The following is a 26,273-nucleotide window of genomic DNA, read 5'->3' on the forward strand; positions in this document are numbered from 1 at the left end:
GGAGACTTCGATGACGAAAGCACAGCTGGGGAAGCCGCGATCATGAGCGAGTCGATCACGCAGCCGACCGGAGAAGAATCGCGGTGGACTTCCAACATCGGCGTCCACTACGACTCGAAGAAGCCGCTGTCGCGGTACATCCGCTGGTACCTGCTGCTCTCGCTCGCAGTCTCTGCGGTGTGGGCGGCGACGAACGGCATCCTCATGCCGAACCAGATCCAGCTGCTGGAGTTCGGATCCTTCTTCAGCGGGGCAGACGCCGGCGTCGACCTGCAGGCGCTCACCGAACTCGGCCGCGCCGTCGCAGCCGGCGATGTCACGCCCACCGCCGACCAGACCAGACAGCTCGCCCTGCTCTCGGACTTCGAGGCAGCGCGAGCGAACGGACTCGCGCTCGTCACCACGACCAGCGCCATCATCGTGATGATCCTGCAGCCGGTGATCGGAGTGCTCTCCGACCGCACGCGCTCTCGCCTGGGGCGTCGAGCCCCCTGGATCCTCTACGCGGGACTCCTCGGCGCCGTGCTGCTGGTCGCCGTCCGCTACGCGCCCTCGCTCGTCGTGCTCGTCGTGCTGTGGTCTGCCGCCGAGCTCGCGCTGAACGTCGCAGGCAACCCCCTGCAGGCCACAGTCGCCGACCGGGTGCCGCGCGATCGGCGCGGCCGCGTGACGTCGTGGACGAGTATGGGCGCGATCATCGGCGGCATACTCGGCGGCATCGGTGCAGGTGCGCTGTTCGGACTCATCGGACTGGACTTCTACCTGATCCTCGGCCTGCTCGTGGCGATCGCGACTGTGCTTTTCGTCACCCGCAACCGTGACGCGTCGTCGGTCGATGTCGAGCGTGAGCCCTTCGCCTGGAAGCCGTTCCTGCTCGGTTACGCGAGCGCTCTCAAAGCCCGCAACTACCGGTGGCTGTGGATCTCGCGCGTGCTGTTCTTCTTCGGCTACAGCACGTCGACGGTACTCAACCTCTACATGCTGCAGAGCTACATCTCCCCGGCGCTCAGCGCTGCCGAGGCATCCGCGATGGTGCCGATCCTCGGGCTCGCGGGCATCCCCTTCACGCTCATCGCCGTCGCGATCTCGGGGCGGCTCTCCGACCGCGTCGGCCGTCGCAAGCCGTTCATCGTCGTCGCGTCGCTGCTCATGGCGGTGTCGATGGCGATTCCGCTGATCTCGCCGACCCTCCCGGCGCTCTTCGCCCAGGTGATCATCACCGGTCTCGCCTTCGGCATCTACCTGCCGGTCGACAACGCGATGTTCATCGACGTGATCCCCGATCCGGCGCGCGCGGGGCGGGACCTCGGGCTCGCCATCGTCGCCATGAACCTCGGTCAGGCGCTGGCGCCGGCGCTCGCCGCGGTCGTCGTGTCGGCGACCGGCGGCTATCAGCTCGTCTGGGGAGCCGCACTCGTGCTCGTCGCCCTCGCGACCCTCACGGTGGCACCGATCCGCGAGCGGACGGCCGCCGATGCTTAGGTGGGGCATCGTCGGCACCGGCGACATCTCCGATCGCCTCGTCTCCGATCTGCTCGCCCTCGGCGGTGAGATCTCAGCCGTCTGGGGGCGAACCGCAGAGCGCGCGTCGGACTTCGCGACGCGGCACGGCATCCCCTCGTCGACCGACGAGCGGTCCGCGCTGTTCGCTCGTGACGACGTCGACGTCGTCTACATCGCCACCCCTGCCGTCACGCATACTGCGATCACGCTCGAGGCCCTCGACGCGGGTAAGCATGTGCTGGTCGAGAAGCCGATCGCGACCTCGGCCGCCGACGCCGAATTGCTCTTCGAGCGCGCCGCACAGGCGGACCGATTTCTCATGGAGGCGATGTGGATGCGGTTCAATCCGCTGCACGTCGAGGTCTTCGACCGGATCGCCGCGGGAGAGCTCGGTGCGATCCGACACGTGCGGGCGAGCTTCGGCACCCCGTTCTTCCCGCGACCGGGCAAGGAACGGCCGGAGGACGGCGGAAGCATCCTGCGCGACAGGGGCATCTACCCGGTCACGCTGGCCCACTGGTTCCTCGGTGCGCCCGACGTGGTGCAGACGCGAGGAGTCCTCTCTGAGGGGGTGGATCTCGCGGGGCATGCCACGCTCGAGCGCGCCGACGGCGCCTTCGCGCAGCTCGCCTGGTCAGGAGTGGACTTCCTCGATCTCTCGGCAGCGATCAGCGGTGAGCGTGGCTGGATCACGCTGGATCCCATGTTCTGGGCAGGCAGCGATGCCCGCGTTCATGCAGGGTCGGCGGAGCGCATCTTCCGCGAGCCGGAGCAGGTGCGGCATCCCCGAGTGGGCAACGGCTACGGCGCGATGCTCGAGGCCGTGACCGCGGCGATCGCATCCGGTCTGCGCGAGCACCCCTGGCATGATGCGGCGGCGACGATCTCGATCACCCGTACCCTCGACCGCATCCTCGCGGACATCTCCTCCGAGTCGCGCTGATCGCGGCCCGACCCACCCAGAAGGAAACCATGGACATCTCAGGCAAGGTCTTCGTCGTCACGGGCGCAGGAAACGGCATCGGACGCGAGGTGACGCTGCGGCTGCTTTCTAATGGCGCCTCGGTCGCCGGTGTCGACCTCAACGCCGCGGGCCTCGACGCGACGGCGGCACTCGCGGCTGTCGGCACACGATTCACTCAGCACGCGGTGAACATCACCGACCGGGATGCGATCGACGCGCTTCCCGACGCCGTGATCGCGGCTCACGGCCAGGTCGACGGCGTCGCGAACATCGCGGGCGTGATCCAGAAGTTCGTCAAGGTCAATGACCTGCCGTTCTCCGAGATCGAGAAGGTGATGAACGTCAACTTCTGGGGAGTGATGAACGTGTGCAAGGCCTTCCTGCCCCACCTTCTCGCCCGGCCGGAAGCGTCGCTGCTCAACGTCGCGAGCATGGGATCGTATGCCCCGGTGCCCGGTCAGGCGGTCTACGGCGCGTCCAAGGCGGCGGTGAAGCTTCTCACCGAAGCCCTGTACGCCGAGCTGCTCGACACGAACGTGCACGTGACGGTGATCTTCCCCGGTGCGATCAGCACCGGCATCGCCGCGAACTCGGGTGTCGATCTCGGGGGCGATGCGTCAGCCGAGAACAGCGCGTACAAGACGACGACACCCGAAGAGGCCGGCCGAGTGATCGTCGACGCGATCCGCAAGGACCGCTTCCGCGCGACAATCGGTTCGGATGCCGCGGCTATGGATCGCCTGTCGCGCCTCAACCCGAAATTCGCTACGACCATGATCGCGAAGCAGATGGGAGCCCTGCTCGCTGCAGATCAGCCCGCCTGACAACATCGCCATCTTCGTCCGGGGCCACCTCGAGCGATCGCGTCCCGGTCGCGTCCCGAGAAGCGACGCTCTGATGTCAGATGAGAAGGGGCGCTCTGATGCGAGACGAGGATCCGCGGATAGTTGCGATAAGTGGTCTCATCGTCGGCAAGTGGCCAGACAGGGAAGTAAGGAGAGGGTGAGCTGCGGAGCGCAGACAGCGGCACCTCAGCGGCAATGAGCTCACGCCCGCGGAGATCAGAGTGCGACGCATCGGCGTCGCGCTAGGTCGAGCGGGATTCGTCTGAGGCGCTCGCACGCCGTCGGTCATGAGCGATCTCCTGATCACTGGGTCCTTGACCGAGGCGGTACCCGGGGCGGTAGATTCCCGATAGCGCCAGAGCCTGTCATCAGACGAGGGGATCCAGAATGACCACCGCTTCTCCGCCGGTTCCTGCCGCGTGGCATCCTGACCCGTCCGGCCGGAATCAGTATCGCTACTGGGACGGCGTCGCCTGGACCGACTGGGTCGCGAACGACGGTGTGCAGGGGACGGACTATCTTCGTCCGCCCGTCGCACCTTCCGTGGCTCAGAAGAGGAGTACCGCGGCCGAACCGCTCACGAGCAAGAAGGACCCTGAACGCGAGAGGGCGACTCGAACCGGATACCTGCTGCTTGGCGCGGACGGGTACCAGAACACCGAGGTCGCTGGCGAGTTCGCCCGGATGGAGAGCATCCACAAGGCGATCGGTCGGAAGCCGAAGAAAGACGAGGAGATCGAACGCACTGATCTGATCGCCGCTCTCGTTCCAGAACCGACCAATCCGCACGACGAGAACGCCGTCATGGTGCAGATCAACGGGCAGCACGTCGGGTATCTGGAGAAGGAGGTGGCAGCCCTCTACGTCTCCGTGATCCGTGATGTATGGGACTCTGGACACGTCGCGGTGACCGGAGCGCGCATCTGGGCGTCGGCTCGGGAACCGTGGGACTCGTCGCGCAAGCTGAAGTATGTGGCGCGAGTCTCGATCGCCTTGAGTGAGCCTCATCTCGTCTTGCCGATCAACGAGCCGCCGGCTGGGGCGTACAGCATCCTGCCCTGGGGGCCCGCACTCCAGGTCACAGGGGAAGAGCAGCATCAGGATGTCCTCGCGGACTTCACCACTGCCGTGGGTGACGGTATCGCGCTCGGCACGCTTGCGATGATCGAAGGCGGAACAGTGCGCGCACCGAAGACACTGATCGAAGTGCGACTTGATGGCGAAAGGGTCGGCCAGCTCACCCCCGCGTCGAGCCAACACTTCGTCCCGACCGTTCGTCACCTCGAGTCGCAGGGACAGGCGGCTGCGGCGTGGATCAGGGTGAAGGGCAGTGCGATCGCTGCTCAGGCTACGGTCCAGGCCGCCAAAGCACATGAGTTGCCGGCAGATTGGTTCGCAGAGCCGAGCACGATTCCAGTCCTGAACCGAAGCACAAGCCAATCGAGTCCCTGAACGGACAACTTCCCGTGTGTGTCGAAGGCAATGATGAGGGTGGGGCTGTTGGATACCGTGTCAGGAGCCGTCGCGAAGATTCCCGAGGGTCGCCGCAGCGTATTCGACGGTGTCAAACCGCACGTCGCAGCCATCTCCCATCGGACTTTGGGCTTCGAGCCCGATTGTGACTTCCTGATCTTCGGCGCCCAGTGCGAATCCCCGCACGAACTCCCACCGTGTGCCGTCGGACGATGCGTGGAAGGCGTAGACCCTTCCAATGCGTGCGATGCGCAGCCATACTTGGTCGCCCTCGACGACGAACGCGTTCGCGTCGTCCGAGACTCCACGGGTGACTACTGATACGACCATGGGCTTGCGGTCAGGGGAATACTCGAAGCAGAGCTTGGCCCACCGCGTCTCGCCGGCCCAGACGATCAGCACTCCCGCGTCGAACGTATCGACGAAGGAGACCTGGACTCGCGCAGTCAGGGTGAAGTCGCCCTCGGGCGGGCGGCCTGTCAACGAGACTGCGTTCAGCTGACTCTCTGCTGCCACACTGCCACCGCCGCTCGGGTCGATGAAGAAGTCGCTGTGCGGTTTGGCCGTCACCAAAACGGTGTCGGCCTCCACTCGCCACGGCCAGTCCTCCGAGGACTGTAGGGAGAAGGGCACGTCAGGGAGGTCGACTCGAGTGTTCATTGAACTATTGTCGCGAACTCGGCCCCCCATCACATTCTCGGCTCGATGGCGGGATGCCAAGCAAGGCAGCGCCTGGATCAGCCCTCGACGGCCGCGCTCCGCTCCCCCTCCGAGTTCGGGGTCCAGCCGTACCAGCCGTCGTCGGTGGCCATGATTGTCCAGTCACCGCAGGCGAAGACCGTCTTCGCCGTGTACGGGTCTGGAGCATCGTCGAGCACCCACGCGGGCGCCGAGAGCCGCTCCACTTCGGCGCAGTCGTCGGCGAGCGCCGACCCACTGGTGAGCAGGATGACGGCATCCGATGCCTTGTCCACCGTCGATGTTCGCACGGTGATCGCGGTCGCGTCGGCGGGAACCCAGTCGGCGTCGACGTCGGCTCCGTCGCCGAAGGCCTTCACATCGTCGAATGTCGATGTGGCGTGCTTGTGGACGAAGCTGTCATAGGCGGAGCATCCGGTCAGAGACAGCAGTCCCGCGACGATCACGGCGGGTACGGTGAGGGTCGTTCGTGCGTTCATGCACCCAGCCTCGTCGGGCGGCGTCGCCGGGGCATCGGGCGCACGAGGTATCGGCATCCTCCTCGAGGATGATCCCCGACGGCGTGCGGCGTCGACGTCGCAATCCTTGAGTGTGTGGTGACCACAGGGTTTCTACTACGACATGCACTCGACGGAACAAGGCGTCGCCACAGGCGCCGCCGACGGCCAGAATGAGTCAGGAGACGGCCGCGCAGGAAAGGGACCCTTCATGGCGTGGAGCACGAGAGAGGTCGCCGACCTCGCCGGAACCACGGTGAACACCGTGCGGCACTACCACCAGGTGGGCCTGCTCGAGCAGCCGAGCAGATCGTCGAACGGGTACAAGAGCTACGAGGTGAGTCACCTCGTGCAGCTGCTCCGCATCCGTCGTCTGCGCGAACTCGGGGTTCCCCTCGATCAGGTCGATCGTGTCGCCGTCGGTGACGATCGTGCTCTCGCGGCGCTCGAAGACATCGACGCCGAGCTCGCCGTCACGATCGAACGTCTGCAGCAGGCCCGGGTGGAGATCCGCACGATCATCGACGGCGCGACGACGACGGATCTGCCTCGGGGTTTCGAGAACCTCTCCGCACGCCTCACCGAGACCGAACGGTCGCTGATGCTCATCTACTCCCAGGTCTACGACGACGAGGCCATGCGGGACCTCCGAATGATGCTCGAATCCGATCCGGCCGACGTGCGCGCCGATTTCGATGCGCTGCCACCGGATGCCGACGAGCAGACGCGGATCCGCATGGCGGAGAGGTATGCGGTCGGGCTCGCTCATGATCTGACGACCTATCCGTGGCTGCAGGATCCGCTGGCGCATCACCGGGGGCGGCCGCAGATGACGTGGGAGGCGGTCGCGGAGTCGGTCGCCGCGCTCTACAACCCCGCCCAGCTCGATGTGATCGCCCGAGCGCATGTGATCGCGCTGGCGACGATCGCCGCCGGCTGAGCGCGGTCACGACTCCGGCGCCTCGCCTCCGGGCGCCCTCGATTCACAGACGCGGCAGCACCGTCGCCGCGATCACCGTGTTCATGATGACCGCGTTCATCGTGCGCACCACTGCGCTCGATGCCGCTGCGGCACCCCAGTCTCCGTCTTCGAGCTGCTTCGCCCGCGTGTAGACGTCGCTGCCCCAGGGGATCTCCGCGTGGAACTGGGGGAGCGTGCCGCTCGCCGACAGGAGCGCGATGCTCGCTGCGGTGCGGGGGGCCGGAGCATCGCCGTCGACGAGCGCGGCTCTCACTCTGCGGATGAGGCCCGCGCGACGTTCGCTGGCGAGTGTGATCTTCGTCGTCGGGAAGAGTCCGAGGACCTTGCCCTCCGCGCGGTCCAGGTCGCCGCGCGCGACGACACGGTCGAGGACCGGGCCGCGCAGGTGCGGACCGATGCCGGCGAGAACGGCCTGGACGTCCTGAGCCTTCTTCGACAGCGACGTCAGCGCCGGCGCGAGCAGTGGGTCGGGCGCATCGCCGTCGCCGACCGCGCGCACCCGCGTGAAGAGTCCGTGCTCCTCGGCCTCGACACGACCGGCGAGCGCCAGGTCGACCAGCACGGCACCGCCGAGCACGTAGAAGAGGATGTTCTCGCCGGCGATGGTGCCCGAATCGGGTTGGAAGAGCAGGAGCAGGGTGTCTTCGACGATCAGGGGTTCTTCCGACATGGGTGCTCCTTCGGTCTGCGGCGTCGAGGCCGCGACCTGTCGTCATGGCCGTCGCGAGCGCTCGTGGACACACAGTCAAGACGATGTTCCGACCACAGGGTCAAGCGGGTCGGCGATCGGAGAGCTCACGCTTGACCCTGTCCCGGGCACACGGTCTTGGCTGCCCTCTGACATCCGCGGTACGCACCGTCCGCGGCATCCGACAGAGAGAGAAACGACCGATGGACAACCCCTATCCCTGGTTGCAGGACTTCATCAACCAGGTTCCCGAGATCCTGCAGCCGGTCATGGTCGCGCTCGTCGCAGCCATCCCGTACATCGAGGGTGAGGGCGCCGCCGCGTTCGGCATCATCGCCGGGATCAACCCGCTCGTCGCTGCGCTCGCCGCCATCACCGGCAACGTGCTCTGCGTGATCGCGGTCGTGCTGCTCGGATCGCGGATCCGCGGTGGGGTCGTCGCGCGCCGCGCGAGGCGATCGGCGGCGGCCTCGTCCGCAGCGGTGGGCGGCTCGGCACGTGCCACGTCGACGGTGGCCACCGCGACGGCATCCGACGCCGCCTCGGTCTCCGGACCCGCGACAGCCGGCGAGGACGACACGACCCGGCGCGGGAAGGGACGCACGAAGCTGCGGCGCTGGCTGGTCAGGTTCGGCGTCCCCGGCGCCAGCATCCTGGCACCGATCGCTCTTCCGACGATGCTCACCGCTGCCTTCTTCGTCGCCTCCGGCGTGCGCAAGGAATGGGTGATCCTCTGGCAGATCATCGCGATCGTGCTGTGGACGGGAGCTGTCGCGGCCGCTGCTGCGGGACTGCTCGCGCTGCTGGGCTGGTGAGGCGGCGCGCTCAGGTCGCAGCGGGACGTGCCGCCGGAGAGGTCTCGGCGCCCCAGGAGGCCAGCAGGCGCAGCCGCTCGGCCGACGGCGAACCGGGTTCCGCCGTGTAGATGAGCAGAACCTGACCGGGCTCGGCGGTGATCGCGAGCTCCTCGTACACGAGGGTGAGGTCTCCGACGACGGGGTGACGGAAGCGCTTCGTGCCGGATCCGTGGGTGCGCACGTTGTGCGCCGCCCAGAGGCCGCGGAACACCTCGCTGCGGGTGGAGAGTTCTCCGACGAGATCTTGGATCCCCTTGTCGTGGGGGTCACGGCCCGCTTCGGCGCGGACCACGGCGACGCACATGTCGGCGAAGGCATCCCAGTCGGGGTAGAAGTCATGGGCCGCTGGGTCGAGGAACTGGAACCGTGCGAAGTTCGGCGTCCGTCCTCCGTCTCCGATCAGCGGGGAGTAGAACGCTCGGCCGAGGTCGTTGAAGGCGACGAGGTTCTGTCTCTGGTCTCTCACGACAGCGACGGCATCCGTGATGGAGGCCAATGCCCATTCGAGGCTCGGGCGGGGCGGGCCCGGCTTGGCGCTACGCCGGCGGTGACGACCGGAGGAGGGGATGCCGTCGGCATTGCGCGCCAGATCGAGCAGATGCGCGTGCTCGGCGTCGGAGAGCTGGAGGGCGCGGGAGACGGCATCGAGCACGGCCCCGGATGCTCCGGCGATCGCACCGCGTTCCAGCTTGGAGTAGTACTCCACGCTGACTCCGGCGAGGGTGGCCACTTCGCTGCGTCTCAGACCCTCGACTCGCCGGTTCGACCCGGCGGTCAATCCGACGGCTTCCGGCGAGATCCGCGCTCGGCGGGTCATCAGGAACTCGCGGACCTCTTCTCGATTCTCCATGGCACTCAGGCTAGATCGGCGGATCTCCGCCAGGGAACGCCCTGATAGGGAACCCCTCGTTCAGTTTCGCCGTGAACGGCCTCGGACGGCGACGGTCTCAGTCGTCTTCCGTGCGGACGAAACGAGCGGTGAAGCCATCGGGGAGGTCGCGGAGAGTGTCGACCGGGAGGTCGAAGCGACCGATGCGGACCAGCCCGGGCCAGGTGCCGACGGTGCCGTAGTAGAGGACGAGCGAGCGCGTAGGCGCGTAGTAGCCGATCTCGCCCGGCTGCGGAGAGTCCTTCGGCGGCACGCCCCGCAGGCGCAGAGGGTTCTCGAGCGCCGCGACCTTCTCCACACCGTTGAAGTCGGTGAAGACGGCTTCCACAGGGAGGCGTGTCGCCAGGTCCGCGGCGACGGGGTTCGCGTACAGGTCGGCATCGAATTCGAGCCCGGTCGACAGGGTCACACGCAGGTTCATGCTGATCCTCACCTTTCGTTTCCGCGAATGCGAGCTGCATCTCCGCCGATTCTCCCGGATGCCGCGCTAATCACGGGTGCCCTGTCAGTACACCCCTCATCAGAGACTCCCACTCACGGCAGTGCGAGCGGACCATGGAACCATGCACACCGAATCGCCATCTGCTCAGAGCATCCGCAGCCGTCTGCTGCCCTCCCTGCTCCTGCTCCTGACGGTGTTCGGCCCGATCTCGATGGACCTCTACCTTCCCGCGTTGCCCGCACTGACCGAAGAGCTCGGGGCCGTCACATCGGTGGCCCAGCTCACCGTGACCGCATGCCTGATCGGCCTCGCGGCCGGACAACTCATCGCGGGTCCTCTGTCTGACCGGTTCGGACGCCGCGGAGTCCTCCTGGTGGGCATCGTCGCGTACATCATCACATCGGTGCTGTGCGCGCTCAGCCCCTCGATCGAGGTGCTCATTCTGGCGCGCCTGGTGCAGGGCCTCGCGGGCGGTGCCGGAATCGTCGTCGCGACGGCCGCCGGGCGGGATGTGTTCGACGGCACGACTCTCATCCGGTTCTACGGTCGTCTCACGGTCATCGGCGGTTTCGCGGCCATCGTGGGGCCTCTTCTGGGCGGAGTGCTCACTGCCTTCACCGACTGGCGAGGTCTGTTCATCTTCCTCGCCGTGATCGGCGTGGTGATCCTCATGATCACCCTCATGGTGTTCGGCGAAACGCTTCCGGTGGACCAGCGCACTCGAGGCGGGTTCGGCCAGACGCTCGACGACTACCGCACGCTGCTTCGCGATCGAGTCTTCGTCGGTGCCGTGCTGAACCAGGGCTTCCTGTACGCCGCTCTGTTCGCATATCTCGCCGGTTCCACGTTCGTGCTTCAGGACATCTACGGGCTCACGCCGCAGTGGTACGCCGCCGCGTTCGGACTCAACTCCGCGGGACACATGCTCTGCGGCTACATCGCCGGACGCACGGCAGAGCGCTGGAGCGTCCCCGGCACCCTCGCCGTGGGCGTCGCGGTCACCGGTCTGGGATCGATCGGGCTGGTCATCGGGGGCCTCGTGACTCAGCCGCTCTGGGTCGTCATCGTCTCGCTGTTCGCGCTGTCGAGCGGCGTGGCGATCACCGCACCTCCGGCGACGACTCTCGCGCTCTCGGACTATCCGCAGATGGCGGGAACCGCCTCGTCGCTGCTCGGCATGGTCAGGTTCGGATTCGGAGGGATCGCCGCTCCCTTCGTCGGGGTCGCCGGCGCCCTCAGCATGCTCCCCCTCGGAACCGTCACCGTCGCGAGCGTGCTGCTCGCCGCCGCGGCGTGCCTTCTGCTGCTCCATCGCCGCGACCGCGTAAGCGGCGCGCGGCGGCGAGACGAGGCGTTTCACAGCATCTCCCGTCCCTGACATCGACAGAGACGCATCACCGACAAAGGCCGCGCACAACAGAGGAGAGGTAGTCCATGAACATCGAGCCGGGTCGACCGACCACACTCAACCCGCCCGAGCAGTTCGCAGGGAACGTCTGGGTCGACATGATCGTCGTCCCGCATGAGCCGGTGCAGCGCACGACCGTCGCGCGGGTGCGGTTCGAACCCGGTGCGAGGACTGCCTGGCATTCGCACGCGCGTGGTCAGTATCTGCACGTGGTCTCCGGGATCGCTCGCTTCGGGGATCGAGACGGGAACATCGTCGAGGTCCACCCGGGTCAGACCCTGTACACACCCCCCGGTCAAGAGCACTGGCATGCGTCCGCACCCGGCGTCTTCATGGAACACCTCGCCGTCCTCGAGGCGGATGACGGCGCTGACATCGCCTCATGGTGGGGCGAGCACATCACGGATGCCGAGTACGACGGCGCAACCGCAGAAAGGACCCAGTCATGACAGAACGAGGATCAGCCGCAGCGCAGATGCTCGGCGGCTTCGCCGACAAGCTCGTCTCCCTGACAGACGAGGTGCTGTTCGCCGACGTCTGGGAGCGTCCCGATCTCGCCGCGCGCGACCGAAGCCTCATCACCATCGCTGCACTCGTCGCCGGCGGGAACACAGAGCAGCTCCCGTTCCATCTGAACCTCGGCGCGCAGAACGGTCTGACCGAGAAGGAGATCGTCGAAGCCATCACACATCTGGCCTTCTACACAGGATGGCCGCGCGCGATGTCAGCGATCACGAGCGCGAAGGACACCTTCCAAATCGACGAATCCGCCGAAGGAGAGCCCGCATGAGAAACCGCATACTCGCTTCGACGGCAGCGGCCTTTCTGGTTGCAGCGCTCGCGTCGTGCGCGCAGACACCGAGCGCGCCGGTCGACGCATCCACGCCCACGCCCTCTTCGACACCGGCGACCCCCACAGCGCCGGCCACGCCCGAGCAGAGCGTGCCCACTGAGGTCGTCGGCACGGTCGTGCGTTTCACCTCCGACCGTACGAGCGTCGACGTGACGATCGGCGAAGACAGCCCCGCCGTTCGAGACTTCCTCTCGATGCTCCCGCTCGAACTGACGGTCGAGGAGTTCGCGGGCGCCGAGAAGATCGCCTATCTGCCGCGCGAACTGAAATACGAAGGCTCGCCCGGCTCCGACCCGGAGGACGGCGACCTCATCTATTACACGTCATGGGGCAACCTCGGTTTCTACTACGACACATCCGGCGTCGGATACTCCGACGCGACCCTTCATCTCGGAACCTACAGCGCTGACGAACAACAGCTTTCGCTCCTCGAAGGCAGCCCGGTGACGATCGCGATCGTCGGCTGACCACCGCCCGCAGAACGGAGACTCTCGCATGACCATCATCGCCATCATCGGCGCCGGCCCCGGCCTGGGCGCCGCCATCGCTCGCCGCTTCGGCGCCGAGGGCTACAACGTCGCCCTCATCGCCCGAAATCAGGATCGCCTCGACGCGCTCGCTGCGCAACTCGCAGAGACAGGTGTCTTTGCCCGGGGTTACTCGGCGAACGTGCGCGATGCGATGAGCCTCCGGGCGGCACTCGACCAGGCGACGCAGGATGGCGGCCCCATCGAGGTGCTGACCTACAACCCGCTGCCTCAGAAGGAGTTCCTCCGACCCGTGCTGGAGACGGCCCCGGAAGACCTCAACGGCGCGGCCGAGTTCTCGCTCTACGCTCCCGTCGCGGCCGTGCACCAGGTCCTGCAGGGCATGCGATTCCTCAAGACCGGAAGCATCCTGTTCGTCAACGGCGCCAGCGCCGTGCGTCCGCATGCCTCGTACGCCGGAACGTCGATCGCCTTCGCAGGTCAGAGCGCCTATGGGCAGATGCTGCACGAGACGCTTCAGCCCGAAGGCATCCACGTCGGGCAGCTGATCATCCCGCGCGGCATCGAGCCGGGCGACGCCACCCATGACCCCGACGTCCTCGCCGGTGTGCTCTGGGAGATGCACACACAGCGAGGCGACTTCCGACGGTACGCCGAAGCCTTGGACAGCTGACAGCCTTCTTTGCCCAGAGACCGAGCCCCGGAGAGACAGAGATATGACGAAACTTCCTTCCCGCGTGATCAGCACCGCGATCGCGGCACTCGCCGCTTCGACGATCCTGGCCGGCTGCACCCCGTCCGTACAGCCCGACAGCGACCCTGCCCCGTCAGCGACGACCACCGGAACTGTGGTGAGTCCGGCGGAACCCCAGGGGGATCCGACCGTGCTCGCGACCGGACTGGTGACGCCGTGGTCGGTCGCGTTCGCGGGCGAGACAGCGCTGATCAGTGAGCGGAACACCGGCAACATCCTCGAGCTCACCGGAGACACCACCCGGGTCGTCGGCACGATCGAGGGCGTCGTGCAGCAGGGGGAGTCGGGGCTGCTCGGAATCGCCGTCGATGACCAGCAGCGACTGTATGCGTACTCGACCGGACCCGACGGCAACCGCATCCAGCGCTTCTCCCTCACCGGAGAGCCCGGGTCTCTCGCCCTCGGAACCCCCGAGACGATCGTCGACGGGATCGCGGCAGCGAGCTACCACGACGGCGGCCGGATCGCCTTCGGGCCGGATGGCATGCTCTACGCCACCACTGGCGACGCGGGCGGTCGCGACAACGCACAAGATCTCGACAGCCTCGCCGGAAAGATCCTGCGGATGACACCGGACGGCGCCGCTCCCGGCGACAACCCGTTCCCCGGGTCACTCGTCTACAGTTACGGGCACCGCAATCCGCAGGGCATCGCCTGGGCAGACGACGGCACCCTGTTCGCGGCCGAGTTCGGGCAGGACACGTGGGATGAACTGAATGTCATCGCATCTGGAGGCAACTACGGCTGGCCCCTCGTCGAAGGAATCGGCGAGAACACGGACTACATCGATCCGGTGCAGCAATGGACGCCCGACGACGCCAGTCCCAGCGGCATCGCAGTGATCGGCGGCACGGTCTTCATCGCCAACCTCCGGGGTCAGACCCTCCGCGCTGTCCCGGTCGCCGACCCCAGCACCTCCGCCGACTACTTCAGCGGCGCGTACGGGCGGATCCGTCACGTCGCCGAGGCTCCGGACGGGGCACTCTGGTTCCTCACCAGCAACACCGACGGATACGGATCGGGACCCCGAGAGGGTGACGACCGGCTCCTCAGCGTTCCCCTCACCGACTGAACCACCACAGAAAGAGACAGCATCATGCGCGCGACACTCATGTACTCCGCCGGCGACGTCCGCGTCGTCGACGTTCCCGAGCCCACCATCGAGGCGGCCACCGACGCGATCATCCGCGTCACCTATGCCTGCGTCTGCGGGTCCGACCTGCACCCGTACCACGACCTCGGCGACACCCCCGAGGGCCGTCACATGGGCCACGAGGCCATCGGCGTGATCGAGCAGATCGGCGACGACGTCACGACCCTCGCCGTCGGCGACACCGTCATCGTGCCCTTCGCATGGTCGGACGGCACCTGTGCCTTCTGCCGCGATGGCATCACCACCTCCTGCGTGCACGGCGGCTTCTTCGACGCGGCAGCCTCCGCCACCCAGGCGGAGAAGCTCCGCATCCCCTACGCCGATGGCACCGCCGTCGCGATCCCCGCCGGCACCGATGAGGCGCTCATGCCGTCTCTCCTCACACTGTCGGACGTCTACCTCACCGGCTACCACGCGGCCATCCGCGGGGGAGTCGAGGCGGGTAAGACCGTCGTCGTGATCGGCGACGGCGCCGTCGGCCTCTCCGCGGTCCTCGCGGCGAAGCAGCTCGGTGCGGAGAAGATCATCCTGATGGGCCGCCACACAGCCCGCACGGATCTCGGTTGCGAGTTCGGCGCTACCGATGTCGTCGCCGAACGTGGCGCAGAAGGAGTCGCGAAGGTTCTGGAGCTGACTGGCGGCGAGGGTGCTCACGTGGTGCTCGAAGCCGTCGGCCACATGCCCGCCTATGAGCAGGCATACGGGGTCGTCCGTCCCGGCGGAGTGATCTCGCGGGTGGGCGTGCCCCAGTACGAGGATGCAGCGGTCGGTTTCATGTCGCTGTTCGGCAAGAACGCCACGCTCACCGGCGGGCCGGCGACCGTTCGCGCCTACCTCGAGGCGGCCATCCCACAGGTGCTCGACGGCACGATCGACCCCGGTCGGGTCTTCGACCGCGAGCTGCCGCTCGATGAGATCGCCGAGGCCTACCGGCTGATGGACTCGCGAGAGGCGCTGAAGGTGCTCATCCGGCCGTGATGTTCGCGCCGCGGTGGTGAATAGGGGTCACGGCGCTGATCGCGCTGACCGGTTGGAACGGTGTGGGGTGGTCTGGTGGACAGTGGTTCATCTGGGCCTTCCACGCTTCACCGCCGGAAGGTTGACTGGAGAGCGACGAGAGGAATGTCATGTCTGACACGATGATCACCCTGAACAACGGAGTCCTTCTTCCGACGATCGGACTCGGAGTTCTCCAGAGCGAAGGAGCGGAAGCCAGTGCTGCGGTGGCCACCGCTCTCCAAGGCGGATACCGCCTGATCGACACCGCAGCCGGGTACTTCAACGAGCGGGAAGTGGGCCGCGGCATCCGCGACTCCGGCGTGAGCCGTGAGGAGATCTTTCTCACCACGAAGCTCTGGATGACGGATTACGGCACGGATGAGACTGTGCGCGCGTTCGAAACGAGCATCGCGAAGCTCGGCGTCGACTACCTCGACCTCTACCTGTTGCACTGGCCCTGGCCCGCCGACTGGGCTCGCACGGTCGCCGCGTACCGCGCGCTCGAAGGCTTGCTCGCCGACGGTCGCGTGCGAGCGATCGGCGTCGCGAACTTCAGTCCCGAGCACCTGAGGGCCCTCACGAAGGACACGGATGTGGTGCCCGCGGTGAATCAGGTCGAACTGCACCCGAACTTTCAGCAGCCCGCCCAGGTCGCCGCTCATGCAGAACTCGGAATCGCGACCCAGGCATGGTCGCCGATCGGCGGCGTCTACGGGTGGGCAGGCGAGAACGGAGCCGTCCCTCCGCTGCAGAACGAGACCATCCGCGCCATCGCGGATGCCCACGGCAGAACGCCGCCGCAGGTGATCCTGCGCTGGCACCTGCAGAACGGCCGCAGTGCGATCCCGAAATCCGTGACGCCCGCGCGGATCGCAGAGAACTTCGCCGTCCACGACTTCAGTCTGACCGGCGCGGAGCTGGCCGCCATCGACGGTCTGGACACCGGCCGTAGGGGAGCGATCGACCCGGCTGATGTGACGCCCGAGGCCATCGATCTCACCATCGACCCGGCCTGACATGTCGACGCCTGACGAGATCAGCAGCTTCCTCGTATCCCGGCGCGCTCGGATCACTCCGGAGAAGGCGGGTGTGGTCGCCTTATCCGGGCGCCGCAGGGTTCCCGGTCTGCGGAGGGAGGAAGTCGCCTATCTCGCGGGCGTGAGCACCGATTACTACGCGAGGCTCGAGCGTGGGAAGACGCGCGGTGTGTCGCGCGAGGTTCTCGAGGCCATCGCGCGCGCCCTCCAGCTCGACGACATCGAACGCGAGCACCTGATGAATCTCGTGGAGATCACGACCACGCCCCGCAGCCGTGCTCCACGGCGCACGGCCCACGTCGCGATCTCTTCGACCGTGCAGGCGGTGCTCGATTCGCTGGTCGTGCCCGCGCTGGTCCAGAACGCGAGGTTGGACATCGTGGCGGCCAACCGTCTGGGGGCGGCGCTGTACGGGCTGACACCGTCCGACCTCGCGAGCGCGACGTTCAACGGCGCCCGTTTCCAGTTCTTGGACAGCCGCGCGAAGGATTTCTACGTCGACCATGATCGGGGCAAACGCAACATCGTGGCCTTGCTGCACCAGGCGGCAGGACAGGATCCGTACGACGAGGACACCATCCGGCTGGTCGGGCAGCTGTCGACGCAGAGTCCCGAATTCCGCGCGCTCTGGGCGCAGCACGACGTCATCCGCTATCAGCGCGGTACCAAGCGGTACAGACACCCGGCGGTCGGCGCGCTCGAGTTCGCCTACGAGTCATTCGACCTCACCACTGAGCGCGGGTTGACGATGCTCGTCTACACCTTCGAACCGTCGTCACCCACAGCCGAACGAGTCGCGCTGCTGGGGTCCCTCGCTCGGACCGACTCGATCGCCGACGTGCGCGGCGGCGACATCGCCATCGACCACACCTGAACAACTCACACCTCGGAGGAATCGTGAACGAACTGATCACGCTGAACAACGGCGTCCGCATCCCCGCAATCGGGCTGGGCGTCTTCCAGAGCGCCCCGGAAGAGACCGTCGGCGCCGTCGAGACCGCGCTGAAGGCCGGCTACCGCCACATCGACACCGCGGCCGGATACGGAAATGAACGCGAGGTCGGCGAGGGGCTCCGCCGATCCGGCGTCGACCCCGCCGATGTCGTGATCGAGACGAAGGTCTGGGTGAGCGATTACGGCTTCGACGAGACCCTGCACGCGTTCGAGAAGAGTGCGGCGAAGCTCGGCGTCTCGCAGATCGATCTCCTGATCCTTCACCAGCCCATGCCTCAGCATTTCGAGCGCACCGTCGCGGCATATCGTGCGCTCGAGCGACTTCTCGACGACGGTCGGGTGCGAGCCATCGGGGTGAGCAACTTCATGCCTCGCCACCTCGCGGCCCTGCGGGAGCAGACGACCGTGATCCCCGCGCTGAACCAGGTGGAACTGCACCCGTATTACACGCAGGATGCGGTGCAGCGGGCGAACGCAGAACACGGCATCCTGACGCAGTCGTGGTCGCCCATCGGGGGAATCACTTTCTACCCCGGATGGGGCGACGATCGCCGGAGCGTGATGGACGACGACACGATCGCCAGGATCTCGGCGGTCCACGAGAAGACACCGGCGCAGGTCATGCTGCGCTGGCACCTGCAACAGGGGCGATCCGTCATCCCCAAATCCACGAACCCCGTGCGTATAGCTCAGAACATCGACGTGTTCGACTTCGACCTCTCCGCTGCGGAACTGGCCGACATCGATGCCCTCGACCGCGGAGTCCGCGGCGGCCCCGACCCCGATGAGGTGGATCCCTCGACCTGGGGTCTCGAGATCCCGGAAGCCTGAGGAAGCCGAGAGCGCGTGAGTGGAAGCGTCGCGCCGAGCGACTAGTCCGAGCCAGCGGTCATCAGTGCACGATCGGCGGGACGAGCACCGTATGCAGCTCCCGCAGGGTGACGCCCGGGGTGCCGGGAACTCGTCGGACGGCCCCATGGCCCGTTCTCAGATCGCCGTCAAGCCCGTGGCGGTCCGTCAGGAGGTGGGCGAGTTCACCGGCATCGCCACGGCCCGACCGCCCGTTCATGGGCACTGCGACTAGGTCGTGTCCCCGCGGACGAGTTCCCGCATTCGAGGGAGGTCGAACTCATTCCGCTGGGCGTCCGCATCCGCGCGGCGAGAAGACAAGGTGCCCAGATCCTTCATGAGAGCATCCATGAGAAGAGGCTGATCGCCGATCGCTCGGAAGCGGTCTTCGCCCGCGGGCAGCTTCTCGACTAGAGCGCTCCCACCAGGTCCTGCGTGGTGGTGACTCTTCCGAGCGCCGGGAAGACCCGGGTCACCGAGCGCTCGTGCCCTGCGGGGTCGGGATCAGACACCGCGTCGACGACCACCGTGACGTTGAAGCCCAGGTCGGCTGCGGCTCGAGCTGTCGATTCGACACCGAAGGTCGTTGCGAGTCCGACGACGACGACGTCCGTGATCTGCTGCATGCTGAAGTCGCGGGCAAGGGGTGTTCCGGCGAAAGCGCTCCATCCGGCACGTGGATAGACCGGCTCGTCGTCGCGGTTCTCGATCCCGGGAGCGAGGTCGGCGAAGCCTTCCGGCCACACTCGTCCACCGGGTCCATACTCCGTCGCGCCGGCGGCCGTGCCGCTCGACACCACGAAGCTGACGTCGCGATCGGAGCGTCGGAAGGCATCGATCAACTGCTTGACCCGCGGCAGGAGGTCGTCGGCGGGCACGGTTCGCGCGTTCGGCAGCGTTCCGGTCTGCACATCGACGACGATCAGTGCCGTGGTGGGTGGTAGTCGCTCGATCACGGGCATCTCCTCGTCTCCTCTCATCGTCACGCGAAGGTGACGACGACCTTCTCGGCTGCTCCTGGTGTGGCGGCCAGCGCCAGGGCTTCCTGCACCCGGTCGAACGGGATGCGGTCGCTGATGATCAGTTCGTACTTGCGCCAGTTCGCGATGATGTCGTCGGTGACCTCGAAGATCTCGGTGGGGTACCCCATCGAGAGCGCGACGGTGAGCTCGGTCGTGAGCAGTGCGCCGAAGTCGATCTCGACCGGCTTCTTGTGGACGGCGACGATGCCCAGGGTCGCTCCCTGCTTGGCGGCCGCCGTGGCTGTGGCGATCACGGCGGGTGCGCCGGCCGCATCCAGGTACACGTCCGAATCCGGGCGCTCCCCGCGCACGCCGACGACCTGGGGGGCAGTGCCGTGCACCTCGATCAAGCGCGCGAAGACATCTTCTTCCGCCGAGTTGATCACCGCATCCGCTCCGATGAGGAGCGCTTTCTCGAGCCGGTTGGGAACGATGTCGACGACCACGACATGGCCCGCGCCGCGCGCCTTGAATCCCAGGACTGCGCCGAGTCCGATAGGTCCCGCGCCGAACACGACCACCTTGTCGCCGGGCTTCGAGCCGGTGCGGTTGGTCGCGTGCCGGGCGACGGCCATCGGTTCGTTGAGCGCCGCGACCTCCCAGGGGATCTCGTCAGGGATGACCCGGAACTGCGCTCCGGGCCGGGCGTCCTTCAGCACGATGTAGTCGCTGAACCCGCCCTGGGCTCCACCGCTGCCGAGAAGTCCGTCGACCGTGGCCATGACGTTGACCACGACGTGATCGCCGACCTTCGCTCCGTCTACCTCGGAGCCGACCTCGACGACCTCGCCGGCGGGCTCGTGCCCCAGCGGCGTGGCGCCCTGACGGGGCGGGATGCCTCCGTAGGTCGTGTACATGTGATCCGACCCGCAGATTCCGCAGGCCTTCATCTTCACCAGCACATCGCGGTGTCCCGCCGTGGGCTGCTCGACATCGAGCACCTCTGTGGTTCCCGGACCTGTGATCAGCACCGACTTCATCTCATACTCCTCGTTCAGCAGACTGGATTCACTAAACAACATTAGTGACTCTAGGCTGTCGGTGTGGCTGGGAATTCGCGCAAGACTCCGACCGTCCGGGACATCGCTCGGGCGAGCGGGGTCTCGGCGACGACCGTGAGCTTCGTGCTCAACGACACACCCGGACAGACGATCCCCGACGGCACGCGTGAGCGGGTGCGCAGCGCGGCGCGGGAACTGGGATACCCGACCGTGCTCGCCCGCGCTTTCCGCGAAGGCACCACGCGAACGGTCGTCGTCGCCATCGGCGGGCTCCCTCGTGGCACGGCGCTCGATTCGTTTCTCGATGGCCTGGGTGGTGAACTCGCTCGCCACGGCCATTCGGTCGCAGTGCTGCCCTCACGCGGTGATGCGCTCACCCGCACGATCGATGCGATCTCCCCACGCGCCGTGATCGACCTCGGTGCGATCTACTCCGGCGCGGAGAGCGACGGCCAGGACGGCGGGTGGATCGACGGCCTCGCATCGCACACTCTCACGCAGGTCCGCCACCTGGCCGACCTCGGGCACACCCGCATCGCATTCGCGCAGCCCGCATCGCAGAACGTCACTGCGATGGTCACCCTCCGTGAGCGCCATCTGTGCGAGTCGGCGGCAGTGCTGAACATCGCTCGACCGGTGCGACTCACGCTCCCCGATGGATCGGATGTAGACGCCGGTGCTCTGACGGCGATGGTGGAGGAGGGCGTCACTGCTGTGGCCGGTTTCGACGACCGCTCGGCGGCTCGCGTCCTGCGGGCGGCTGCCATGAGCGGCATCCGCATTCCGGAAGATCTGTCGCTCATCGGCTTCGACGATGCGGGGTGGGGTGAGTTCACGGCGCCTGCTCTCACCACCGTGCGGATCGAAGCGTTCGATTACGGCCGCCGCGCAGCGCGAGGCGCTCTCGGTGCATCGACGTCTACGGCGCCGTCGCCGCACTCCCATGTCGTGGAGCGCGGATCGACCGCGGCCGCAGCGCAGGTCTAGGCGGGAGTCGACGGTCGATCGCCTCGTGGCCGTTGCTCAGTTCGAACGGGCTCCGAGAGCGGTGTCGAGCGTGTGCCGGTTTCGCTCGCAGTGCCCGTCGGCGAGCGCCGTGACCATCAGGGAGTGAACCCATTCGTTGACAGCGGGTGCCGCCCTCGCTACTCTGATCTCGGGTCGGTATACCGACTGCATACAATCTTTAATCGGAGCAAGGAGGCCCCGTGAAAAGCTCGTCGAACTCACGTCCCGCAGTCACCGCCATGGCTGTCGCTGTTGCAGCAGGACTCGCGCTCACAGGTTGCGCACCTGCGAGCAGCAACGCCGAGGGCGGCTCCGGTGGTGGTGGCTCCGCCTCCGGTGACACGATCAAGGTGGGGTACATCGGTCCGCTCACGGGCGGCTCGGCATCGTTGGGCGTCCCTGCGCAGCATGGCTTCGAGCTGGCCGTCAAGCACCTGAACGACAGCGGTGAACTCGACCGCACGATCGAGCTGGTGTCGGTCGACGACGAAGCCGACCCGACCAAGTCCGCCGCCGCGGCGCAGCGGATGATCACCGAAGACGACGTCATCGCGGTCCTCGGCGGGCCGAACTCCGGCCCCGTGCTCGCGAACAACCCGGTCATCACCGAGGCGGGCGTCGTCCAGCTCGTGACGATCGCCCAGGCTGACGGCCTGATCGATCCGGAGAGTCCCGGGTACGATCTCACGTTCCAGGTCACCGAGAACAACACCTACAACGTCGGCGCGACGGTGCAGTTCTTCCTCGACGCCGACTACGCCTCGATCTGCGCCGTGGCCGACACGACCGAGTACGGACAGAGCGGAATCGCGTCGATCGAGGCGGTCTTCGCCGACAACGGCCTCGACGTCGCTCAGACCGTCTCGCACGAGGTGAACGCCACCGACCTCACGCCACAGGTGCTGAGCCTCCGCGACGCGGGATGCGAGTCGATCTACCTCTTCAGCTACGGCCAGGACGCCGCGGTGTTCATGAAGACCGTCAACCAGATCGGGTGGGATGTCGACGTCATCGGCGGACGAGCCCTCAACCAGGCGGCGTTCCTCTCGATCGCCGGCGACGCGGGTGACGGGCTCATCTTCCCGAGTGTCATCGACCTCGACAAGGCCTCGACGAAAGACTTCATCGACGCCTACACCGAGGAGTACGGCGCCGATGACGACCCTGCCCACACGTTCTCCGCGCTCGCCTACGACAGCATGATGATGCTGGCCGAGGGACTCAAGGGCAGCGACTACGAAGGTGGCCAGGCTCTCGCGGACGCTCTCGGCGAGGTGACGCTGGACGATGCCGTGTCGGGGCGAGACGGCTCGAGCCTGAGCTTCGCGTTCGGCGACCACCGCGCTCCGAGCGACGACTTCCAGACGTTCTGGACGATCGAGGACGGCGAGTTCGCGATGTACCGCAACGACGTCCCCTCGACGCGCCCGTAACGCCGACCGCACCGACAGAGGGCGACCACGATGTCTACATTCCTCCAGCTCGCAGTGAGCGGGATCGCGCTCGGTTCGATCTACGGACTGATCGCGCTCGGGTTCCTGGTGATCTACCACGCCACCGGCCTGGTCAACTTCGCCCAGGGACAGCTGCTCATGGTGGGTGCCATGACGACCTACCTGCTTCTCATGCAGGTGGGGCTCGGGTACCCGCTGGTGATCCTCGGGGTCATCGTGGTCGCTCTCCTCCTCGCCCTCCTCTTCCGATACGGCCTTCATCGGCCGATGGTGAAGAGGGGCGCTCCCGCCACGAACATGGTGGTCGCCACGATCGCCTTCGGTCTCGTGCTCACCGCGGCCGTCGAGCTCTTCATCGGCAACACGAAGTACGGCGTCGATGCCGTGTTCCCCGGCGCGCCGATCACCCTCGGCGGCATCTCGATCCAGAGCCAGTCGCTGCTCATCGTGGCGGTGTCGTGGGCGCTGGTCGGCGGAGTGTGGTTCTTCTTCACGAAGACGCTCACCGGGGTCTCCCTGCGAGCGGTCGGGTTGAACCGCACTGCTGCCGCGGTCAGCGGAGTGAGGGTGTCCCGGCTCATCACGATCGCCTTCATCCTCAGCGTGGTGGTCACCGTCATCGGCGGAATGCTCGTCGCCCCACTGATCGGTGCGGGGCCCGAGATGGGCCTCTCGATCGCCGTGAAGGGGTTCGCGGCAGCAGTCATCGGCGGGATGTCCAGCGTGTACCGGGGCATGGTCGCCGGCGTCGCGATCGGCCTCATCGAGATGCTGTCGTCCTACTACATCAGCAGCGCCTACGCGCCGGTCATTGCCTACGCGATCCTCTTCCTCGCCCTGGTACTCATGCCGGCTCGAGTCCGACAGAGCGGAGCCCACGCATGAGCACCACCGCCATCCGCACCCAGGTCGAGAACCCGCGCGCCCGACGTCACGGCGTGAAGCGCACGGGGTTCTGGGTCGAGATCGCCGTGAGCGCGATCGTCATCCTCCTGCCGACCTTCATCGGAAGCGCGTACACGATGCGTCTTCTGCAGGACGTGGCGATCTGGAGCATCCTCGCGCTGAGCCTCACACTCGTCCTCGGCTACACCGGACAGATCTCGCTCGGACAGGCGGCGTTCTACGCCGTCGGGGCCTACACATCAGTCATCCTGCAGACGAAGCTCGGCATCCCGGCACCGATCGCCTGGGTGGGTGCGATCGCACTCGGCATGGCGCTCGCCTACCTCATCAGCGTCCCGCTGCTCCGAATACACGGACACTTCCTCGCCCTCGGCACACTGGCACTCGGGCTCATCGTCGAGACGCTGCTCGTGCAGCTCGCCCCGATCACCGGCGGTCACGACGGCATCCGCATCCCCGGCGCGCAGTACCTCGGCGACTGGGTGCAGCTGCGCTTCCCCTACATCGTGCTCGGCGTGCTCGTGCTGTCGTACTGGCTGGTGCGCAACCTCACGCAGCGGAGCGCGGGGCGCTCGTTCCTCGCCCTGCGCGATGACCCGGCGGGCGCCGCGGCCCTCGGCATTCCCGTCGCACGATACAAGACACTCGTCTTCATGATCGGCGGGGGACTGGCTGCGACCGCCGGCGTCCTCTACGCCCATCACACACAGGTCGTCACTCCCGATTCGTTCGGGTTCGACACCTCGATCGAGGTCCTTCTCATCGTCATCATCGGCGGAATGTCGAGCCGCGTCGGCGCGATCGTCGGAGCAGCGGTCATCGTCTTCTTCCCGGAGTGGCTGGTGTTCCTCGAGAAGGCCGAGAATCTCGTGTTCGGTCTGGTCGTACTCGCGCTCCTGCTGTTCCTGCCCGGAGGCATCGTCGGAGGCATCCGCTCGCTCATCGCCACGATCACCCGGCGACGACGCACCGACCCGACCGAGGAGGTCGCAGCATGAGCCTGATCGTCGACGGCGTCACGAAGCGCTTCGGAGGCAACACCGCGCTGTCGGATGTGAGCTTCGAGGTCGCGAGCGGAAAGCTCACGGCGCTGATCGGTCCGAACGGGGCGGGCAAGACGACGATGTTCAACTGCATCGCAGGTCTCCACCGCCCGAGCGAAGGGACGGTCACGCTCGACGGCCGGGACATCACGGGGCTTGCGCCCGCGAAGATCCTCGACGCCGGCATCGCTCGCACCTTCCAGCTCGTCCGGTCGTTCCGGGAGCTGACGGTCCTCGAGACGATCATGGTCGCGGGGCACTGGCGCTCGGCGCAGTCGTTCTGGAACTCGATCCTCGCGTTCCCCTCGGTGCGCAGGAGCGATGAACGCCTGGAGGAGGAGGCCCGAGCGACGCTCGTGGCGCTCGGACTCGATCATCTCGCCGACAAGCGGGTGCACGAGCTTCCCTACGGTCAGCAGCGACTGATCGAGATCGCGAAGGCCCTGATGACCGGGGCGCAGACGCTGCTGCTCGACGAACCGGCGGCCGGGCTGCATCCGGAGGAGGCGCTGGCACTTCGCGGGATCCTCGCGGCGCTCCGCGAGCGCGGCACCACGATCCTGCTCGTCGAGCACAACATGCCGTTCGTGCTCTCGATCGCCGACCACGTCGTCGTCCTCGAGTTCGGCCACAAGATCGCCGACGGCACAGCCGCAGAAGTCGCCAAGGATCAGCGGGTCATCGACTCGTATCTCGGAAAGGAGGAGGACGTTGCTTGAAGCCACAGGCCTCAGAGCCGGATACGGCAAGGGACCGGATGTTCTGCTTGATGCGGAGCTGAACATCGGAACAGGCGAGATCGTCGCCATGATCGGACTCAACGGTGCGGGCAAGTCCACGATCGCACGGACCCTGGCGGGCCTCCTGCCGGTGCGGGCGGGAACGGTCGCCTTCGACGGCGAAGATATCACGACCCTCACCACAGACGAGCGCGCGCGCCGAGGACTGCTGCTCGTCCCGGAAGGACGCGAGCTCTGCGGGAGCATGACCGTCGAGGAGAATCTGACTCTGGGGACCGTTCCGCTGCCGCGTGCTGAGCGGCGACGGCGAGGCGCTGAGAACCTCGAACTCGTGTACAGCCTGTTCCCTATCCTCCAGGAGACGGCGAGACAGGATGCGGGAAGCCTCTCTGGTGGGCAGCAGCAGATGGTCGCGGTCGGGCGAGCGCTCATGGGATCGCCGCGACTGCTCATCCTCGACGAACCGTCACTGGGGCTCGCGCCGCTTCTGGTGCGCGAGATCTTCCAGGTCGTCGCACAACTGAACGCCGATGGTCTGAGCGTGCTGGTGGCCGAGCAGAACGCCGCGTTGGCGATCTCGCACAGCAAGAGGGCGTATCACATCGAACTCGGCCAGATCGCAGAGACCGACGGAGCCAGCGAGCAGCGTTCGCTCCTTCGCGGGGGTGCGCTCGGCGGTGACGAGATCGAGGTCGCGGCCCTCGAGCTGCCGGAGTACCGAGCGATGGGGCGCCGAGCGGCTCGCAGCGGATAGCCGTATACGAG

The 26,273-nt window shown here is 66.8% G+C and carries 29 protein-coding genes; 22 read left to right on the forward strand and 7 right to left on the reverse strand.

Going from position 1 to position 26,273, the window contains the following annotated elements; translation table 11 throughout:
• Positions 1-42: 42 nt before the first annotated feature.
• The 4 genes from RQG82_RS07985 to RQG82_RS08000 all read left to right on the forward strand — a co-directional run bounded on the left by RQG82_RS07985 (position 43) and on the right by RQG82_RS08000 (position 4,764).
• Complete coding sequence (locus tag RQG82_RS07985; protein ID WP_311258561.1) at positions 43-1,482, forward strand: MFS transporter; 1,440 nt, start codon at positions 43-45, stop codon at positions 1,480-1,482.
• Positions 1,475-2,446: a Gfo/Idh/MocA family oxidoreductase gene (locus RQG82_RS07990; protein ID WP_311258562.1), complete on the forward strand. Its 972-nt coding sequence runs from the start codon at positions 1,475-1,477 to the stop codon at positions 2,444-2,446. The genes RQG82_RS07985 and RQG82_RS07990 overlap by 8 nt, the downstream gene beginning before the upstream one ends.
• Before the next feature lie 29 nt (positions 2,447-2,475).
• Positions 2,476-3,291, forward strand: coding sequence for an SDR family oxidoreductase (locus RQG82_RS07995; protein WP_311258563.1), 816 nt, complete (start codon positions 2,476-2,478; stop codon positions 3,289-3,291).
• Between the two features lie 408 nt (positions 3,292-3,699).
• Entirely contained in the window at positions 3,700-4,764 is a 1,065-nt protein-coding gene (locus tag RQG82_RS08000; protein WP_311258564.1) for an HIRAN domain-containing protein, read from the forward strand.
• A 60-nt stretch (positions 4,765-4,824) separates the two neighbouring features.
• Here RQG82_RS08000 and RQG82_RS08005 read toward each other — a convergent pair whose 3' ends face one another.
• Complete coding sequence (locus RQG82_RS08005) at positions 4,825-5,445, reverse strand: DUF1349 domain-containing protein (protein ID WP_311258565.1); 621 nt, start codon at positions 5,443-5,445, stop codon at positions 4,825-4,827.
• Positions 5,446-5,522: 77 nt separating this feature from the next.
• Positions 5,523-5,963 carry a hypothetical protein gene (locus RQG82_RS08010; protein ID WP_311258566.1) on the reverse strand — a complete coding sequence of 147 codons (441 nt, stop codon included), beginning with the start codon at positions 5,961-5,963 and terminating at the stop codon, positions 5,523-5,525.
• A gap of 229 nt (positions 5,964-6,192) precedes the next feature.
• Between RQG82_RS08010 and RQG82_RS08015 the strand changes: the two genes are divergently transcribed.
• Positions 6,193-6,921 carry a MerR family transcriptional regulator gene (locus RQG82_RS08015; protein WP_311258567.1) on the forward strand — a complete coding sequence of 243 codons (729 nt, stop codon included), beginning with the start codon at positions 6,193-6,195 and terminating at the stop codon, positions 6,919-6,921.
• A gap of 43 nt (positions 6,922-6,964) precedes the next feature.
• On the opposite strand, the gene RQG82_RS08020 is transcribed toward RQG82_RS08015, so the two are convergent.
• Positions 6,965-7,633, reverse strand: a complete 669-nt coding sequence (locus RQG82_RS08020; protein ID WP_311258568.1) for a GPP34 family phosphoprotein — start codon at positions 7,631-7,633, stop codon at positions 6,965-6,967.
• 221 nt (positions 7,634-7,854) lie between these two features.
• On the opposite strand from RQG82_RS08020, the gene RQG82_RS08025 reads away from it, so the two are divergent.
• Complete coding sequence (locus tag RQG82_RS08025; protein ID WP_311258569.1) at positions 7,855-8,466, forward strand: small multidrug efflux protein; 612 nt, start codon at positions 7,855-7,857, stop codon at positions 8,464-8,466.
• A gap of 10 nt (positions 8,467-8,476) precedes the next feature.
• Here RQG82_RS08025 and RQG82_RS08030 read toward each other — a convergent pair whose 3' ends face one another.
• Entirely contained in the window at positions 8,477-9,358 is an 882-nt protein-coding gene (locus RQG82_RS08030; protein WP_311258570.1) for a helix-turn-helix transcriptional regulator, read from the reverse strand.
• 97 nt (positions 9,359-9,455) lie between these two features.
• Positions 9,456-9,818, reverse strand: a complete 363-nt coding sequence (locus RQG82_RS08035; RefSeq protein WP_311258571.1) for a cyclophilin-like fold protein — start codon at positions 9,816-9,818, stop codon at positions 9,456-9,458.
• A 142-nt stretch (positions 9,819-9,960) separates the two neighbouring features.
• On the opposite strand from RQG82_RS08035, the gene RQG82_RS08040 reads away from it, so the two are divergent.
• The 10 genes from RQG82_RS08040 (at position 9,961) to RQG82_RS08085 (ending at position 18,316) form a co-directional block, all read left to right on the forward strand.
• A complete protein-coding gene (locus RQG82_RS08040; RefSeq protein WP_311258572.1) occupies positions 9,961-11,217 on the forward strand; it encodes a multidrug effflux MFS transporter in 1,257 nt (418 codons plus the stop codon).
• A gap of 56 nt (positions 11,218-11,273) precedes the next feature.
• On the forward strand, positions 11,274-11,696 hold the full coding sequence (locus RQG82_RS08045) for a cupin domain-containing protein (RefSeq protein WP_311258573.1): 423 nt from the start codon (positions 11,274-11,276) through the stop codon (positions 11,694-11,696).
• The gene (locus RQG82_RS08050) at positions 11,693-12,037 is read left to right on the forward strand and encodes a carboxymuconolactone decarboxylase family protein (protein ID WP_311258574.1); all 345 of its coding nucleotides are present in this window, start codon (positions 11,693-11,695) and stop codon (positions 12,035-12,037) included. Before RQG82_RS08045 ends, RQG82_RS08050 begins: the two co-directional genes overlap by 4 nt.
• Positions 12,034-12,567, forward strand: a complete 534-nt coding sequence (locus tag RQG82_RS08055) for a cyclophilin-like fold protein (protein ID WP_311258575.1) — start codon at positions 12,034-12,036, stop codon at positions 12,565-12,567. Before RQG82_RS08050 ends, RQG82_RS08055 begins: the two co-directional genes overlap by 4 nt.
• 28 nt (positions 12,568-12,595) lie before the next feature.
• Positions 12,596-13,261, forward strand: coding sequence for an SDR family NAD(P)-dependent oxidoreductase (locus RQG82_RS08060; protein ID WP_311258576.1), 666 nt, complete (start codon positions 12,596-12,598; stop codon positions 13,259-13,261).
• Between the two features lie 43 nt (positions 13,262-13,304).
• On the forward strand, positions 13,305-14,414 hold the full coding sequence (locus RQG82_RS08065; RefSeq protein WP_311258577.1) for a PQQ-dependent sugar dehydrogenase: 1,110 nt from the start codon (positions 13,305-13,307) through the stop codon (positions 14,412-14,414).
• Positions 14,415-14,438: 24 nt separating this feature from the next.
• Positions 14,439-15,473, forward strand: coding sequence for a zinc-binding dehydrogenase (locus RQG82_RS08070; RefSeq protein ID WP_311258578.1), 1,035 nt, complete (start codon positions 14,439-14,441; stop codon positions 15,471-15,473).
• 149 nt (positions 15,474-15,622) lie between these two features.
• Positions 15,623-16,510: an aldo/keto reductase gene (locus RQG82_RS08075; RefSeq protein ID WP_311258579.1), complete on the forward strand. Its 888-nt coding sequence runs from the start codon at positions 15,623-15,625 to the stop codon at positions 16,508-16,510.
• A 1-nt stretch (position 16,511) separates the two neighbouring features.
• The gene (locus RQG82_RS08080) at positions 16,512-17,405 is read left to right on the forward strand and encodes a helix-turn-helix transcriptional regulator (RefSeq protein ID WP_311258580.1); all 894 of its coding nucleotides are present in this window, start codon (positions 16,512-16,514) and stop codon (positions 17,403-17,405) included.
• 23 nt (positions 17,406-17,428) lie between these two features.
• Positions 17,429-18,316, forward strand: a complete 888-nt coding sequence (locus RQG82_RS08085) for an aldo/keto reductase (RefSeq protein ID WP_311258581.1) — start codon at positions 17,429-17,431, stop codon at positions 18,314-18,316.
• Positions 18,317-18,744: 428 nt separating this feature from the next.
• Here RQG82_RS08085 and RQG82_RS08090 read toward each other — a convergent pair whose 3' ends face one another.
• Together RQG82_RS08090 and RQG82_RS08095 are read right to left on the reverse strand one after the other, a co-directional pair.
• Positions 18,745-19,290, reverse strand: coding sequence for a cysteine hydrolase (locus tag RQG82_RS08090; protein ID WP_311258582.1), 546 nt, complete (start codon positions 19,288-19,290; stop codon positions 18,745-18,747).
• A 26-nt stretch (positions 19,291-19,316) separates the two neighbouring features.
• A complete protein-coding gene (locus RQG82_RS08095) occupies positions 19,317-20,336 on the reverse strand; it encodes a zinc-binding dehydrogenase (RefSeq protein ID WP_311258583.1) in 1,020 nt (339 codons plus the stop codon).
• Positions 20,337-20,399: 63 nt separating this feature from the next.
• On the opposite strand from RQG82_RS08095, the gene RQG82_RS08100 reads away from it, so the two are divergent.
• The 6 genes from RQG82_RS08100 (at position 20,400) to RQG82_RS08125 (ending at position 26,262) form a co-directional block, all read left to right on the forward strand.
• Entirely contained in the window at positions 20,400-21,344 is a 945-nt protein-coding gene (locus RQG82_RS08100; RefSeq protein ID WP_311258584.1) for a LacI family DNA-binding transcriptional regulator, read from the forward strand.
• Between the two features lie 221 nt (positions 21,345-21,565).
• A complete protein-coding gene (locus RQG82_RS08105; RefSeq protein ID WP_311258585.1) occupies positions 21,566-22,798 on the forward strand; it encodes an ABC transporter substrate-binding protein in 1,233 nt (410 codons plus the stop codon).
• Positions 22,799-22,828: 30 nt separating this feature from the next.
• Positions 22,829-23,704, forward strand: a complete 876-nt coding sequence (locus RQG82_RS08110) for a branched-chain amino acid ABC transporter permease (protein ID WP_311258586.1) — start codon at positions 22,829-22,831, stop codon at positions 23,702-23,704.
• Positions 23,701-24,723 (forward strand): branched-chain amino acid ABC transporter permease, encoded by a 1,023-nt coding sequence (locus RQG82_RS08115; RefSeq protein WP_311258587.1) that lies wholly within the window; start codon positions 23,701-23,703, stop codon positions 24,721-24,723. Before RQG82_RS08110 ends, RQG82_RS08115 begins: the two co-directional genes overlap by 4 nt.
• Positions 24,720-25,487: an ABC transporter ATP-binding protein gene (locus tag RQG82_RS08120; protein WP_311258588.1), complete on the forward strand. Its 768-nt coding sequence runs from the start codon at positions 24,720-24,722 to the stop codon at positions 25,485-25,487. The genes RQG82_RS08115 and RQG82_RS08120 overlap by 4 nt, the downstream gene beginning before the upstream one ends.
• On the forward strand, positions 25,480-26,262 hold the full coding sequence (locus RQG82_RS08125) for an ABC transporter ATP-binding protein (RefSeq protein ID WP_311258589.1): 783 nt from the start codon (positions 25,480-25,482) through the stop codon (positions 26,260-26,262). Before RQG82_RS08120 ends, RQG82_RS08125 begins: the two co-directional genes overlap by 8 nt.
• Positions 26,263-26,273 lie beyond the last annotated feature (11 nt).

Origin of the sequence: Microbacterium sp. WCS2018Hpa-9 (assembly GCF_031843745.1) — a bacterium.
GTDB lineage: Bacteria > Actinomycetota > Actinomycetes > Actinomycetales > Microbacteriaceae > Microbacterium.